Source organism: Herbidospora galbida, assembly GCF_005233835.1.
GTDB classification, from domain to species: domain Bacteria; phylum Actinomycetota; class Actinomycetes; order Streptosporangiales; family Streptosporangiaceae; genus Herbidospora; species Herbidospora galbida.
This window is the reverse complement of record NZ_SZQA01000083.1, coordinates 1-13,488: the sequence shown is the minus strand read 5'-3', so window position 1 is coordinate 13,488 and position 13,488 is coordinate 1. Positions and strand designations below refer to the sequence as shown.

At 72.4% G+C, this 13,488-nt stretch carries 11 protein-coding genes; all 11 read left to right on the top strand.

Annotated features, from left to right (window positions below; all coding sequences use genetic code 11):
- Window positions 1-103: 103 nt before the first annotated feature.
- The gene (locus FDA94_RS40905) at window positions 104-718 is read left to right on the top strand and encodes a hypothetical protein (protein WP_246060385.1); all 615 of its coding nucleotides are present in this window, start codon (window positions 104-106) and stop codon (window positions 716-718) included.
- Window positions 673-2,388 carry a peptidoglycan D,D-transpeptidase FtsI family protein gene (locus FDA94_RS38340; protein WP_484083256.1) on the top strand — a complete coding sequence of 572 codons (1,716 nt, stop codon included), beginning with the start codon at window positions 673-675 and terminating at the stop codon, window positions 2,386-2,388. The genes FDA94_RS40905 and FDA94_RS38340 overlap by 46 nt, the downstream gene beginning before the upstream one ends.
- 67 nt (window positions 2,389-2,455) lie before the next feature.
- Window positions 2,456-3,967 (top strand): UDP-N-acetylmuramoyl-L-alanyl-D-glutamate--2,6-diaminopimelate ligase, encoded by a 1,512-nt coding sequence (locus FDA94_RS38335; RefSeq protein WP_137251922.1) that lies wholly within the window; start codon window positions 2,456-2,458, stop codon window positions 3,965-3,967.
- Window positions 3,964-5,331 (top strand): UDP-N-acetylmuramoyl-tripeptide--D-alanyl-D-alanine ligase, encoded by a 1,368-nt coding sequence (locus tag FDA94_RS38330; RefSeq protein ID WP_137251921.1) that lies wholly within the window; start codon window positions 3,964-3,966, stop codon window positions 5,329-5,331. The genes FDA94_RS38335 and FDA94_RS38330 overlap by 4 nt, the downstream gene beginning before the upstream one ends.
- The gene (mraY, locus tag FDA94_RS38325; protein WP_137251920.1) at window positions 5,328-6,404 is read left to right on the top strand and encodes a phospho-N-acetylmuramoyl-pentapeptide-transferase; all 1,077 of its coding nucleotides are present in this window, start codon (window positions 5,328-5,330) and stop codon (window positions 6,402-6,404) included. Before FDA94_RS38330 ends, mraY begins: the two co-directional genes overlap by 4 nt.
- Entirely contained in the window at window positions 6,386-7,747 is a 1,362-nt protein-coding gene (gene murD, locus FDA94_RS38320) for a UDP-N-acetylmuramoyl-L-alanine--D-glutamate ligase (protein ID WP_137251919.1), read from the top strand. The genes mraY and murD overlap by 19 nt, the downstream gene beginning before the upstream one ends.
- Window positions 7,744-9,000, top strand: a complete 1,257-nt coding sequence (gene ftsW, locus FDA94_RS38315; RefSeq protein ID WP_137251918.1) for a putative lipid II flippase FtsW — start codon at window positions 7,744-7,746, stop codon at window positions 8,998-9,000. Before murD ends, ftsW begins: the two co-directional genes overlap by 4 nt.
- A gap of 42 nt (window positions 9,001-9,042) precedes the next feature.
- Window positions 9,043-10,122, top strand: a complete 1,080-nt coding sequence (gene murG, locus FDA94_RS38310; RefSeq protein WP_137251917.1) for an undecaprenyldiphospho-muramoylpentapeptide beta-N-acetylglucosaminyltransferase — start codon at window positions 9,043-9,045, stop codon at window positions 10,120-10,122.
- Window positions 10,119-11,516 carry a UDP-N-acetylmuramate--L-alanine ligase gene (gene murC / locus FDA94_RS38305; protein ID WP_137251916.1) on the top strand — a complete coding sequence of 466 codons (1,398 nt, stop codon included), beginning with the start codon at window positions 10,119-10,121 and terminating at the stop codon, window positions 11,514-11,516. Before murG ends, murC begins: the two co-directional genes overlap by 4 nt.
- Entirely contained in the window at window positions 11,513-12,247 is a 735-nt protein-coding gene (locus FDA94_RS38300; protein ID WP_137251915.1) for a cell division protein FtsQ/DivIB, read from the top strand. The genes murC and FDA94_RS38300 overlap by 4 nt, the downstream gene beginning before the upstream one ends.
- Window positions 12,248-12,435: 188 nt before the next feature.
- Window positions 12,436-13,488: cell division protein FtsZ (gene ftsZ, locus FDA94_RS38295; protein ID WP_137251914.1), on the top strand; the 1,053-nt coding region annotated here is incomplete at its 3' end.

Here is a 13,488-nt window from a genome sequence, read left to right as displayed (position 1 = left end):
GACGACGACCGCCCGGAGACCTCCCGCGAGAACCGCCGCCCCATTGAGGGCGGCACGCGCTCTCGCGACGGCGGCCGGGCCGGCGAAGGCGGCGCGCGTTTCCGTGACGGCGGCCGATCTGGTGACGGTGGCGCGCGCTCGCGTGACGGTGGCCGGGCCGGCGATGGCGGCGCGCGGTCTCGCGACGGCGGGCGTGCCGGTGACGGCGGCGCGCGTTCCCGAGCCGGTGATGGAGGCGCTCGGTCTCGCACCAGGGGGCCCGTCGGTGACGGCGGGGCTCGGTCGCGTGACGGCGGGCGTGGTGGTGACTCCGGCCTTCGCGACGAGGGCCGGTTTCGTGACGGCGGCCGTCCGGGAGACGGGCGGTCCAGGTCCGCCGACGGGCGTTCCCGCGTGGGCGGGCGTGCCGGCGACGGACCGTCTCGTGACGGTGGCCGCTTCGCCGATGGTCCGCTTCGTGAAGGCGGGCGCTCTGCCGACGGTCCGCTTCGTGACGGTGCTCGCGGGCGTGACGGCGCCGGGAGGCCGCCGCGGCCCGGAGAGCGGCCCGTGCGGCCGTTGCGGCCGGGGGAGCGGCCGGTTCGGGGGCGTGAGGGTGACGGGCCGCCGCGCAGGAGCCCCGCGGGGCCCGGGGGGCCGCCCCGGCGTCCGGGGCCGCCGCCGAGGCCGGCCGTGTTGCGGCTGGGGAATCCGCGGCGGCGGATCAACATCGCGCTGATGGCCATGGCCGTGGTGCTGTCGCTGTTCGCCGGGCGGCTGGTGCAGCTGCAGGGGCTGAACTCCAAGACGTTCCAGGCCAAGGCCGCCGACCAGCGGGTCACCCCTGAGGTCCTGCCGGCCAAGCGGGGGTCGATCACCGACGTCAACGGCAACGAGCTGGCCGTCACGGCCGACGCGCGGGAGATCTACCTCGACCCCAAGGAGGTCAAGGAGACCCAGCGCGAGCTGATCGCCACCACGCTCTCGGCCGAGCTGGGCAAGCCCAAGGAGGGCATCGCCGCCAAGCTCGCCCAGGTCGACAAGCGCTACATGGTCGTCGCCCGCGACGTCGACCCGCTGGTCGCCCGCAAGATCATGGGCATGGGCTTCCGGGGGGTGGGCTCCAAGCCGACGTACCGGCGGCTCTACCCCGGCGGGACGCTGGCCGGCGGGCTGGTCGGATTCGTCGGCGACGACGGGTTCGGGCTCGAAGGGCTGGAGCAGGCGTACAACAAGACGCTCGCGGGTCAGGACGGCCAGCAGAGCATCGAGATCGGCCGGGGCGGCGAGCGCATCCCGATGACTCGCAGCACCCGCGTGGCGCCGGTGCCGGGCCGCGACCTGCGGCTGACGATCGACCGCTACATCCAGTGGGCCGCCTACGAGGCGATCGCCAAGCAGGTCAAGGCGGTCGGGGCGCGCAGCGGCAGCGTCATCGTCATGGACGTCAAGACCGGGCAGATCCTCGCCATGGCCAACGCGCCCGAGGTCGACCTGCGGAACTGGCAGGCCACGAGCGCCGAAGACCGGGGCAACAAGGCCGCCGCCGAGGTGTTCGAGCCGGGCTCCACCAACAAGGTCATCACGGCCGCCGCCGCGCTGGAGGCGGGCGTGGTCGCGCCGTCGACGATCTTCACGGTGCCCGACAACATCCAGTGCGCCGACAAGGTGCTGCGCGACGCCCATCCGCACCCCACCGAGCAGATGACCTTCGCCCAGATCCTCGAGGAGTCGAGCAACGTCGGCACGATCATGGCGGGCACCAAGATCACCGATCAGCGGCTGCACAACATGTTCACCGCCTTCGGCTTCGGCGCCAAGAGCGGCGGGAGCATCCCGAGCGAGGAGGCCGGCCTGCTGCCAGACTGGCAGGACTGGAGCGGCTCCCAGCGCTGCACGATCATGTACGGCCAGGGCATCTCCGTCACCGCCCTGCAGATGGCCAGCGTCTACCAGACCATCGCCAACGGCGGCGTGCGGCTGACCCCCACGATCGTCGCGGGCACCACCGACGAGAAGGGCCACCTGGTCCCGGCCGCCCCGCCGAAGCAGACCCGGGTGATCAGCGAGCTGACCGCCCGCCAGCTCGCGAGCATGCTTGAGAAGGCGGTCGCGGGAGCCGACGGAACCGGTGGCGCCGCCGCCATCGAGGGCTACCGGGTGGCGGGAAAGACTGGAACCGCCATGCGGTATGACCAGAAATGTGGCGGGTACTGCGGCTACACGGCGACCTTCGTCGGGTTCACCCCCGCCGAAGCGCCCCGCCTGATGGCCCTGGCCGTCATTCAGGACCCGAAAAAAGACCATTACGGCGGTACGATCGCCGCGCCCGTTTTCCAGGAAGTCATGACTTTTGCGTTGAAGACCAAGAAAATCCCGCCGACCGGGTCGACAAGCCTTCTTCGGTGACCGGGAACGATACGCTCTCGCCGTGAACGAGCCCGCCCGCACCGCCCGACCTTCACCGGACCAGCAGATGCGCCCGTCGTCCAGCCCGCCGCGCCCGCTCTCGGGGTTGACGGCCCTGCTCGGCGTGCAGTCGGTCGCCGGTGCGGGGCGCGGCGTGGTCACCGGGGTCACGATCGACTCCCGCCGGGTCCGCCGGGGCGACCTCTACGTCGCCATCCAGGGCAAGACCGCTCACGGCGCCACCTTCAGCTCGGCCGCCATGGGCGCCGGCGCGAGCGCCATCCTGACCGACCACGACGGCGCCGAGATGGCCGCCGAGACCGGCCTGCCGGTGTTCGTGCTGCCCGACCCGCGCGCGGTGCTCGGTCAGGTCGCCGCCTGGGTCTACGGCCAGCCGGCCGCCGACATCCCGGTCATCGGGGTCACCGGCACCAGCGGCAAGTCGACCTCGACGTTCCTGCTGGAGGCGGGGCTGCGCGCGGCCGGGCACCGCACCGGCCTGGTCGGCGGCGTCGAGATCCACGCGGGCGACGTCACGATCAAGCCCGAGCTGACCACCCCCGAGGCCAGCGACCTGCAGGGCCTGTTCGCGCTGATGCGCGAGCAGAAGGTGACCGCCGCGACGATGGAGGTCTCCAGCCACGCGCTGGCGCTGGGCCGGGTCGAGGGCCTGTTCTACGACGTCGCGATCTTCACCAACCTGTCGCAGGACCACCTCGACTTCCACAAGGACTTCGACGACTACTTCGCCGCCAAGGCCCGCCTGTTCACGCCCGAGTTCTCCCGGCTCGGCGTGATCAACGTCGACGACCCGCACGGCCGCGAACTGGCCGGGTTCGTGAAGATCCCGACCACCACGTTCTCCGCCGAGGGCGCGGCCGACGCCGAGTGGCGCGCGGCCGATGTCCGGCTCGGGGCCGACGGGAGTTCCTTCCGGGTCGTCGGGCCGGGAGGGGTCGAGGCCGACGTGACCGTCGGGCTGCCGGGGCCGTTCAACGTCGCCAACACCCTGGGCGCGCTCGTGGCGCTCGTGGAGTCGGGGGTGCCGCTGCAGACCGCCGTCCACGGGGTGAGCGGGTTCCGCGGCGTCCCGGGGCGGATGGAGCGGGTGCCGGGCGGCGACGGGTTCCAGGCGATCGTCGACTACGCCCACAAACCGGGCGCCGTCGAGTCGGTGCTCCGTGCGCTGCGCGAGGTCACCGACGGTACCCTGACGGTCGTCCTCGGCTGTGGCGGCGACCGCGACAGCGGCAAGCGCGCCCTGATGGGCGAGGCCGCCGCGCGGCTGGCCGACGTGGCCGTGTTCACCAGTGACAACCCCCGTAGCGAAGACCCGCTCGCGATCATCGCCGCGATGCTCGACGGCGCGCTGGCCGTGCCGCGCGAAGACCGCGCCCGCGTGATCGTCGAGCCCGACCGGGCCGCCGCGATCGACCTGGCGATCTCCAGGGCCGGCCGGGGCGACGTCGTCGTCGTGGCCGGGAAGGGCCACGAACAGGGGCAGTACTTCGCGGGCGAAGTCGTCCCCTTCGATGACCGTGACGTGGTCGCCGCCGCCATCAGCAGGAGGAACGCATGATCCCGTTGCCGCTGGGCCGGGTCGCAGAGATCACATCGGGCGCCCTCACGGGCCAGGCCGACCCGGGCGCCGTCGTGAGAGGCCCGGTGGTGATCGACTCGCGGGCCGCCGAGCCGGGGTCGCTGTTCGTCGCGATCAGGGGCGAGCGGGCCGACGGCCACGACTTCGCCGCCCAGGCCCTCGCCTCGGGCGCGGCCGCCGTACTGGCCTCGCGGCCGGTCGACGGGCCCGCCGTCGTGGTCGACGACGTCGTGGCGGCGCTGGCCAGGCTCGCCACCGCGGTGGTCACCGACCTGCCGAAGGCGACCGTGGTGGGCGTGACCGGGTCGGCCGGCAAGACGTCGACCAAAGACCTGCTGGCCCGGCTGGCGGCCAGGATCGGTCCAACGGTGGCGCCGGTGGGGTCGTACAACAACGAGATCGGGCACCCCCTCACGGTGCTCAAGGCCGATGAGGACACGCGGTTCCTGGTGCTGGAGCTTTCGGCGCGTAATGCCGGACATATCGCTTATCTGGCGGGAATCGCCCCGCCGTCCATCGGAGTGGTGCTCAACGTCGGCACCGCGCACCTCGGCGTGTTCGGCGGCAAGGAGGCCATCGCGCGGGCCAAGGGTGAGCTGCCCGAGGCGCTGCCCTCCTCCGGCGTCGCGGTGCTGAACCTCGACGACCCGCTGGTCGCCGCGATGAGCGCGCGCACCCGGGCGCGGGTCCTCTACTTCGGCCGCTCGGCCTCGGCGCACGTCCGCGCCACCCACGAGACCCTCGACGACCGCGGCCGGGCCCGGTTCACCCTCCGCACCCCCTCGGGCGAGGCCGACGTCGCGCTGCGCCTCCACGGCTCCCACGCGGTCGAGAACGCCCTGGCCGCCGCTGCCGCCGCCCACGAGCTGGGGCTGTCGGCCGCCGCCATCGCCGAGGAGCTGTCGCTGGCCGAGCCGCGCAGCCGCTGGCGGATGGAGGTCACCGACCGCCCCGACGGCGTGACCGTGATCAACGACGCCTACAACGCCAACCCCGACTCGATGCGCGCCGCCTTCGCCGCCCTGCACGCCCTGGCCGGCCACCGCCGCAAGTACGCGGTCGTCGCCGCCCTGCGCGAACTCGGCGACGACGCCGCCGAGCTCAACGAGGGGGTCGGCCGCCTGGCCGCGGGAGCCGGTCTGGAGGCCCTGGTGGTCGTGGGCGAGAACGCCGGGCAGATCATCGCCGGCGCCCCCGACGCGATCCACGCCCCCGACGTCGAAGCCGCCGTGGCCGAGCTCACCGGCCGCCTGGCGCCGGGTGACGTCGTGCTGATCAAGGGGCCCCGGGCCGCCGCGCTGGAGAAGGTCGCCGAAGCCCTCTTGGGGGGTGCCGCCCGGTGAGAGACATCATCGTCGCCGCAGCGGTCGCGCTCGTCGTCTCCATGCTCGGCACCCCCATCGCGATCCGGCTGTTCGGGCGGCGCGGCTACGGCCAGAACATCCGCGAGGAGGGCCCCCAGGGCCACTACGACAAGAAGGGCACGCCCACCATGGGCGGCACGGTGATCGTGATCGCCGCCCTCCTCGGCTACGCCGTCGCCCACCTGGCCACCATGCTGTCGGCCAATCCCTCGCCCCCCACCGCCTCCGCGCTGCTCGTCCTCTTCCTCATGACGGGCCTGGGCGTGGTCGGCTTCCTCGACGACTTCATCAAGATCTACAAGCAGCGCAGCCTCGGCCTGCGGTCGGGCGCCAAGGCCCTCGGCCAGCTCCTCGTCGGCGTCGTCTTCGCGATCCTCGTGGTGCGTTTCCCCAACGCCTACGCGATCACCCCCGCCGAGACGCGGCTGTCCTTCCTCCGCGACTTCGGCCCCTCGATCGGGCTCATCGGCTTCATCATCTGGGTGCTCATCATGATCGTCGGGTTCTCCAACGCGGTGAACCTGACCGACGGCCTCGACGGCCTCGCCTCCGGCGCCACCGGTGTGGTGCTGGCGTCGTACGTGCTGATCGGCAACTGGCAGCTGCGCAACAGCTGCACGACCGCGATCCTCGGGCCCAACTGCTACATCGTGCGCGACCCGCTCGACCTGGCCGTCGTGGCCGCCGCCGTGCTGGGCGCGCTGATCGGGTTCCTGTGGTGGAACGCCCCCCCGGCCAAGATCTTCATGGGTGACACCGGGTCGCTGGCCCTCGGCGGCGTGATCGCCGGTCTGGCCATCACCACCCGGACCCAGCTGCTCCTGCTGCTCCTGGCGGGCCTGACCGTCGTCATCACCTCCTCGGTGATCATCCAGGTCGGGTTCTTCAAGATGACCAGGAAACGCATCTTCCGGATGGCGCCCCTCCAGCACCACTTCGAGCTCAAGGGCTGGGCCGAGACCACGATCGTGGTCCGGTTCTGGCTGATCGCGATGCTGTGCGCCGCCGCCGGGCTCGGTCTCTTCTACGTGGAATGGATGCCCAAGACGTGAGTCGTGTCGTCGTCGCCGGGCTCGGCGTCTCGGGCACCGCCGCCGCGCGCGGCCTGGCCCTGGGCGGCGAGCGGGTCGTCGTGGTCGAGCAGTCCGACCGGCCGCTCCCCGACGACCTCGCCGACCTCGGGGTCGAGAAGGCCGCCGGGCTGCCCGACAAGGTGGAGCTGGTCGTCACCTCGCCGGGCTGGCGGCCCGACCACCCGCTGCTGCTCGAAGCGGCGGCGGCCGGGATCGAGGTCATCGGCGAGGTCGAGCTGGCCTGGCGGCTGCGCCACGAGGGCGCCGCGCCGTGGCTGGCCCTCACCGGCACCAACGGCAAGACGACGGCCGTGCGGATGCTGACGTCCATCCTCGAGAAGGCGGGGGAGCGGCCGCTCGCGGTCGGCAACGTCGGCACCCCGATCATCGAGGCGGTCCTCGACCCCGGCGACACCACCGTGCTGGCCGTGGAGCTGTCGAGCTTCCAGCTCCACTGGTCCTCCAGCGTCGCCCCGGCGGCCGCCGCGATCCTCAACGTCGCGCCCGACCACATCGACTGGCACGGCTCCTTCGAGGAGTACGCCGCCGCCAAGGCCCGCATCTTCGCCAACGCCGGCGTGGTCGTCCACAACGCCGACGACCCCTGGTCGGCCCGGCTCGCCGAGCCCTACGACTCGGTGGGCTTCACGCTCCAGGTGCCCCGGCCGGGGGAGCTCGGCGTGGTCGAGGACCTGCTGGTCGACCGGGCCTTCTGCGACGACCCGCGCACCTCGGCGGTCGAGCTGGCCACCCTCGCCGACGTCAAGCCGTTCGCGCCCCACAACGTCGCCAACGCGCTGGCCGCCGCCGCGCTCGCGCGCTCGTTCGGGGTGCCGGCCGAGGCGGTGCGCGAGGGGCTGGCGGCGTTCACCCCCGACCCCCACCGGATCGCCCACGTGGCGACCGTGAAGGGGGTCTCCTACGTCGACGACTCCAAGGCCACCAACCCGCACGCGGCGGGGGCGTCGCTGGCGGCGTACGGCTCGATCGTGTGGGTCGCGGGCGGGCAGCTGAAGGGCGCCGACGTCGAGGAGCTGGTCGCGAGGTCCGCGAAGCGGCTGCGCGGCGCGGTGCTGCTGGGCGCCGACCGGGCCAGGATCGCCGAGGCGCTCGCGCGACACGCGCCGGATGTTCCCGTCGTGGAGGTCGCCGGGGAAGACACTGGGGTCATGGACCGTGTCGTCACCGAAGCCGCCCGGCTCGCCTCCCCGGGTGACACCGTGCTGCTGGCCCCCGCCGGGGCGTCATTGGACATGTTCGCCAACTACGGCGCGCGAGGAGACGCCTTCGCGCGCGCCGTTCGCACCCTGGAAGAACGGTGACCGCCACCACGGAGGCGGATGAGCAGCAGACGCGTACCGCTCGTCCGTCGTGGGCGGCGACCCAGCTCGGCGCCCTGCGTGAGCTGCTGAGCCGCCCGCTCACCTCCTACTACCTGATCCTCGGGTGCAGCGCCCTGCTGCTGGCGCTCGGCCTCATGATGGTGCTGTCGGCCTCGTCGATCGAGGCGCTGCAGATGATGGGTGACCCGTTCTACTGGTTCCTCAAGCAGTCGCTGTCGGTCGGGCTCGGCCTGCCGCTGATGTACGTCTGCTCGAAGCTCCCCCAGCGCTATTTCCGGCTGGCCGGATATCCGCTGATGGCGCTGTCGATCATCGGCCTGGTCATGACCATCTTCATCGGCTCCTCCGAGCTCGGCGCGCAGCGCTGGATCTACATCGGCAGCCTGACCATCCAGCCGTCGGAGCCGGCCAAGCTGGCCATGGTCATCTGGGGCGCCGACCTGCTCGCCCGCCGGGCCCGCAACGGCATGATCGAGTGGCGGCACCTGCTGGTCCCGCTGATGCCCGGCGTCGCCATCCTGGCCGTGCTGGTCATGCTCGGCCGCGACCTCGGCACCACGATCGTGCTGATGATCATCTTCCTGGCGCTGCTGTGGGTCGTCGGGGCTCCGGTACGGCTCTTCGCCGGCATCCTGTCCCTCCTCGCCATGGCCACCGTCTTCATGATCATCTCCGAGGGGTATCGGTCTGACCGCATCGAAGGCTGGCTGAATCCCTGGGGCAACGCGCAGGGGTCGGGCTACCAGGCCGCCCAGGGGCAGATCGCGATGGGATCGGGCGGCTGGTTCGGGCTGGGGCTCGGGTCGTCCCGGCAGAAATGGGACTGGCTGCCCCACGGCGAGAGCGACTTCATCTTCGCGATCCTCGGCGAGGAGCTCGGCCTCATGGGCACCCTCACGGTGCTCGCCCTGTTCGGCCTGCTCTGCTACGCCGGGCTGCGCATCGCCTCGCGGACCAAAGACCCGTTCGTCCGGCTGACCGCCGCGGCCTGCACGGCCTGGATCGGCGGGCAGGCGATCGTCAACATCGGCGCGGTCATCGGCGCGCTGCCGATCACCGGCATCCCGCTGCCCCTGGTCTCCTACGGCGGATCGGCGCTGTTGCCGACGCTCGCCGCGCTTGGCATGTTGTTGTCGTTCGCCAAACGCGAGCCGGGGGCCGCCGAGGCCTTGGCCGCACGGGGCCCCGGCCCGGCCGCACGGGCTCTAAGCTGGCTTGGCCTCAAGACCTGACCGCCCTGGGCAATCAGGTCCATAGCACGACTAGGGAGAGACATGAGGGTTGTCCTCGCCGGCGGCGGGACGGCCGGCCACATCGAGCCGGCGCTGGCGCTGGCCGACGCGCTCCGTCAGTTCGACCCGTCGATCGGCATCACCTGCCTCGGCACCGAACGCGGCCTGGAGACGCGGCTGGTCCCGGCCCGGGGTTACGAGCTCGCACTCGTGCCCGCGGTTCCGCTGCCTCGCGCGCTGACGCCTCAGCTCCTCACCGTGCCGGGGCGGCTCGCCGGGGCGATCAGCGCCGCCGGCGGCATCCTGGAGCGGGTGGGTGCCGACATCCTGGTCGGCTTCGGCGGCTACGTCGCCACGCCCGGCTACCTGGGGGCCCGCCGCAAGGGCGTGCCGATCGTGGTGCACGAGGCGAACCCGCGCCCGGGCCTGGCCAACCGGCTGGGCGCCCGGCTGACGACCCACGTGTTCACCGGCCACCCCGACACGCCGCTGCCCAACGCCGAGCACGTCGGCATCCCGCTGCGCAAAGACGTCTCCACGCTCGACCGGTTCTCGCTGGGCGACAAGGCGCGGTCCTACTTCGGCCTCGAGAGCGACCGCCCGACCCTGCTGGTGTTCGGCGGCTCCCAGGGTGCCCGCTCGATCAACAACTCGGCCCTCAACGCCGAGCCCTACCTGCGCCGCGCCGGCATCCAGGTCATCCACGTGATCGGCCCGAAGAACACCGTCGAGGTCGAGCCCCCGCCCGGCGACCCGCAGTACGTCATCCTGCCCTACGTCGACCGCATGGACCTGGCCTACGCCGCCGCCGACCTGGTGCTCTGCCGCAGCGGCGCGATGACCACCGCCGAGCTGACCGCCGTCGGCCTGCCGGCCGCCTACGTGCCGCTGCCCCACGGCAACGGCGAGCAGCGCCTGAACGCCGAGCCGATCGTGCGGGCGGGCGGCGGCCTGATGGTGGACGACGCCGAGCTCTCCCCCGACTGGATCATGCGCAACCTCGCGCCCCTGCTGCACGACCCGAACCGGATAGCCGCCATGTCGGAGGCCGCCGCCCGGATGGGACGCAAGGACGCCGACGTGACGCTCGCCCGCAAGGTTCTGGAGATCGCAGCCCGATGAGTCTGGTCAAACTGGTTGAGCCCATCCCCGCCGAGGAACTCGGGCGGGTCCACTTCATCGGGATCGGCGGGGCCGGCATGTCCGGCATCGCCCGCATCCTGCTCAAGCGCGGGGTGGCCGTCTCGGGCAGCGACGCGCGCAGCTCCGACCTGCTGACCGAGCTGCGGGAGCTGGGCGCGACCGTCCACGTCGGCCACGCGGCCTCGCACATCCGCGACGTCAACACCGTCGTGGTCTCCACCGCGATCCGCGACTCCAACCCCGAGCTGGGGGAGGCGCTGCGGCAGAACGTGCGGATCATCCCGCGCGCCGCCGCGCTCGCGGCCGTCATGACCGGCAAGACCGGGGTCGCCGTCGCCGGCACCCACGGCAAGACGACCACGACCTCGATGCTGACCGTGGCGCTGCAGAAGTGCGGCGCCGACCCGTCGTACTGCGTCGGCGGCCAGCTCGTCACCACGGGCCTGGGCGCCGACGAGGGCACCGGCCAGGCGTTCGTCGCCGAGGCCGACGAGAGCGACGGCTCGTTCCTGATGCTCGCCCCGCGCATCGCGGTGGTCACCAACGTCGAGCCCGACCACCTCGACAACTACGGCGAGCCGCAGGCCGTCTACGACAGCTTCGCCCGCTTCGTCGAGCGGATCGGCGAGACGATCGTCCTGTGCTCCGACGACCCGGGCGCCGCCGAGCTGGCCCCGATCGCCCGCGCCCGGGGCCTGAAGGTCGTCACCTACGGTGAGGGCGAGGAGGCCGACCTGCGCATCTGCGACGTGGTGCCGCGCGGCCTCGGCGTCGAGTTCACCCTCAAGGGCCACGGCGCGGTCCGCCTGTCGGTGCCCGGCCGCCACAACGCCCTCAACGCCACCGCCGTCATCGCCGTCGCCCTCGACCTCGGCCTGCCGTTCGACGAGGTCAGAGACGGCCTGGCCGCCTTCACCGGGGCCAAGCGGCGGTTCGAGTCCAAGGGCGAGGCCGACGGCGTCACCGTCTTCGACAGCTACGCCCACCACCCGACCGAGCTGGCCGCCGACCTGCGCGCCGCCCGCGACGTGGTGGCCGGGGCGGGCCGGGTCATCGCGGTCTTCCAGCCCCACCTCTACAGCCGCACCCGCTTCTTCGCCGACGAGTTCGGCGCCGCGCTCGGCCTGGCCGACGAGGCGATCGTCCTCGACGTGTACGGCGCCCGCGAAGACCCCGAGCCCGGGGTCTCCGGCGCGCTGGTGGCCGGCAAGGTCACCCTCCCGGCCGGCAACGTGGCCTACGCGCCCGACCGGGCGGCCGTCCCGGCGCTGGTCGCCGAGCGGGCCCGTCCCGGCGACATCGTGCTGACGATGGGCGCCGGCGACGTCACCGAGCTCGGCCCCCGCATCGTCGCGGAGCTGCGGTCCCGGTGACCGCGTCGAAGGCTCCCGCCGTCACCGACAGGCCGCCCGCCGCCGAGCGGGCGGCCCGCAGACGGCCGGGCATCTGGCGGTTCGCCACCGCCGCCCTGATCACCGGCGGCACGCTGGCCGTGTCGGGGTGGCTGGTGTTCCTCTCGCCCGTGCTGGGCGTCAAGGAGATCAGGGTCGAGGGCGTGCTGGGCCTGGCGCCCGAGCAGATCGAGCAGGCCGCCGCGCTGCCGCTCGACACGCCGATGGCCATGGTCGACATCGAGGCGGTCCGGCAGCGGGTGGCCGCCGTGACCGAGGTCGAGTCGGCCAAGGTCGAGCGGGTCTGGCCCGGCACCGTCACCATCAAGATCCGCGAGCGCACCGCGCTGGCCTCGGTGCCGATGAACGGCAAGTCGGCCGTGGTCGACCGGTTCGGCGTGGTGCTCGACATCGTCGCGGTCGCCCCACCCAGGCTGCCGGTGGTCCGGCTCCCGCACCTCGACCCGCAGGACCCGTCGGTGCGGGCCGCGCTGACCGTGCTCGGGGTGCTGCCCGACCACCTGCTGCGCAAGGTTCACGAGGTGCAGGCCAAGACGGCCGACTCGGTGACCCTGCTGCTGTCCGACGGCCGCACCGTCATCTTCGGCGGGCCCGAGCGCGCGGCCGACAAGACCCGTATCCTTCTCGGGCTGCTGAACCAGCGGGCCCAGACCTTCGACGTGAGCTCTCCGGAAGTCGTCACCGTACGCTGAGGAGACGCGTTCACGACACGCCGGGCCGGTTGCGGCGCGGTGAGTTGACCCTGGCGGGGCGCAACCCTACTGTCCGTATCAATCCTCAGGTTGACATAACTCTAAATCTCAACTTGAGGGTGAGAGTTGGCTAGTGCGGGCACCCGCCCGTGACGGACATATGTAAGCGAGCGGAAAGGCCCCTCGTCGTGGCAGCACCGCAGAACTACCTCGCGGTCATCAAAGTCGTTGGAATCGGCGGCGGCGGAGTCAACGCCGTCAACCGGATGATCGAGGAGGGACTCAAGGGCGTCGAGTTCATCGCCATCAACACCGACGCCCAGGCGCTGCTGATGAGTGACGCCGACGTCAAGCTCGACGTCGGCCGGGAGCTCACCCGCGGCCTCGGCGCCGGCGCCAACCCCGAGGTGGGCCGCAAGGCGGCCGAAGACCACCGCGAGGAGATCGAAGAGGTCATCAAGGGCGCCGACATGGTGTTCGTCACCGCAGGTGAGGGCGGCGGCACCGGCACCGGCGGCGCGCCGGTGGTGGCCAACATCGCCCGCTCGCTCGGCGCGCTGACGATCGGCGTGGTCACCCGCCCCTTCTCCTTCGAGGGCAAGCGGCGGGCGATGCAGGCGGAGGCCGGAATAGAGAATCTCCGCGCCGAGGTCGACACCCTCATCGTCATCCCGAACGACCGGCTGCTGTCGATCAGCGACCGGCAGGTCAGTGTGCTCGACGCCTTCAAGGCGGCCGACCAGGTCCTGCTCTCGGGTGTCCAGGGCATCACCGATCTCATCACCACGCCGGGTCTGATCAACCTCGACTTCGCCGACGTGAAGTCGGTCATGTCGGGGGCCGGCTCGGCCCTCATGGGCATCGGCCACGCGCGCGGCGACGACCGTTCGGTCGCCGCGGCCGAGATGGCCGTCTCCAGCCCGCTGCTGGAGGCCAGCATCGACGGCGCCCACGGTGTGCTGCTCTCGATCGCGGGCGGCTCCGACCTGGGCCTGTTCGAGATCAACGAGGCCGCGCAGCTCGTGTCCAACGCGGCCGCGCCCGACGCCAACATCATCTTCGGCACGGTCATCGACGACGCCCTCGGCGACGAGGTGCGCGTGACGGTCATCGCGGCCGGGTTCGACGAGCCCGAGCCGGTGCGCGCCCAGCCGGTGCCGCAGCAGACCTCGCGCCCGCAGCCCGCCGCCCCGGCCGCCGCCACCGGCCGTCCGGCCCAGACGCAGGCCGCCGCCGCGCAG